The sequence below is a fragment of the Okeania sp. SIO2B9 genome, from assembly GCF_010672505.1.
Lineage (GTDB): Bacteria > Cyanobacteriota > Cyanobacteriia > Cyanobacteriales > Microcoleaceae > Okeania > Okeania hirsuta.
The window spans coordinates 1-1658 of sequence record NZ_JAAHGK010001505.1; the positions used below are offsets into that span (position 1 = coordinate 1).

The following is a 1658-nucleotide window of genomic DNA, read 5'->3' on the forward strand; positions in this document are numbered from 1 at the left end:
TCAGGAGACAGGAGACAGGAGATGGAACAAGGAGTCAGGAGACAGGAGACAGGAGTGAGGAGATGGAAAAAGGAGACAGGAGACAGGAGTCAGGAGATGGAAAAAGGAGTCAGGAGACAGGAGTCAGGAGACAGGAGATGGAACAAGGAGTCAGGAGACAGGAGACAGGAGATGGAAGAAGGAGATGGAACAAGGAGTTAGAATTATGCTTTTTGGAACGTAGTTTGAAGAAGGAGTTAATAGTCAGAATGAAAAGAGAACCTGCTAAAAACTTTCGAGATTTAATAGTTTGGCAAAAAGCACATTAACTTGTTTTAGAAGTCTATGGTTTTAGCAGCAATTTCCCAAAAACAGATTTTTGAATATTGCACAAGGTTCATTAGAAGAAAAGAAGAAAATCGGTATTACCTAATTCTAGCAAATGACCTTGAATCTAGAGATATTTCAAAAGTTATATTGTATCTCAAAGAAGTAAGTAAACTATTAGATTCATATATCAACGTAATTGAAAAACCCAGGTAATCTCTCATACCAATTTTAAAAAAAATGCTATAGTTAAGTGGTACTTCAATTATTAAGTAATTAACACAGACTGAATAACTTTTTTGATAATTAGCACCCTAGTTATTGTTAATCATTCTTATGTTTAATACCAGTTTGAAAAAAGAATGTTACGAATAATAAGCGTCAACTAAAATCTTTCATCTAAATGTACAAGGTATTACAATTGATAATTTAATGGTAAAAAATGATGATAATAGCAGCTTCTACTGACTACTGACTATTGACTATTGACTACTATAAGCAGTCCAAATATTTGTAACAAACATTTTCAAATTGGTATAATTCCCCTCCTGGGAGGGGTTAGGGGTAGGTTTCCCGCAATGGGAAAATGTAGCAAACATTGATCGCGCTTGGTATAACACCTAATACCTCTTCCTCCTGTCTCCTGACTCCTTCTCAAACAGACTTCCTACTCCTTTTTCCTCCTGTCTCCTGACTCCTGTCTCCTGACTCCTTCTCAAACTGAAAAACACCAACTAAAATTTAAAAAAAATCATGAATTATCAATCAAGTGGAGGGAGTTTATCAGCAAATAATCCCACTTATGTAGTCAGAAAACAAGATGGAGAATTATCTCAAAAACTCCAAGCAGGAGAATATTGTTATGTATTTAATGCTCGTCAAATGGGTAAGTCTAGTTTGAGGGTAAGAGTGATGAAAGAATTACGCTCTCAAGGTTGTCAATGTATCCCTATTGACATGACTAGATTATGTGATTTTTCCATAGAAAAACAATCTTGGTATGAGGGTTTTTTCAGAGAAATATTTTATGGATGTGAGTTAGACAATAGTATCAATTATCAACAGTGGATAATCAGTCATCAAAATTTGACTAATCTTCAACGTTTTGCTCAGTTTATTGAAGAAATTTTATTTGTTAATTTTCCTAATCCCCAAAAAATATATATTTTTCTTGATGAAATTGATGTACTGGTAAATTGCCCTTTTAAAAATGAAATTTTAGGTTTTATTCGTTCTTGTTATAATCGTCGTGCTGAGGATGAAAAATCTGATTATCATCGCCTAATTTTTTGTTTTTTTGGAGTAGCAACTCCAGAGGATTTAATTAGAGAGGGAAAACATACTCCTTTTAA

2 protein-coding genes are annotated in these 1658 nt (G+C 34.0%); both read left to right on the forward strand.

The window, feature by feature from the left end:
* The first annotated feature begins 62 nt into the window (after positions 1 to 62).
* Complete coding sequence (locus tag F6K13_RS32090; protein ID WP_287289742.1) at positions 63 to 308, forward strand: hypothetical protein; 246 nt, start codon at positions 63 to 65, stop codon at positions 306 to 308.
* A gap of 751 nt (positions 309 to 1059) precedes the next feature.
* A partial coding sequence (locus F6K13_RS32095; protein ID WP_287289744.1) for an AAA-like domain-containing protein occupies positions 1060 to 1658 on the forward strand: 599 nt, incomplete at its 3' end.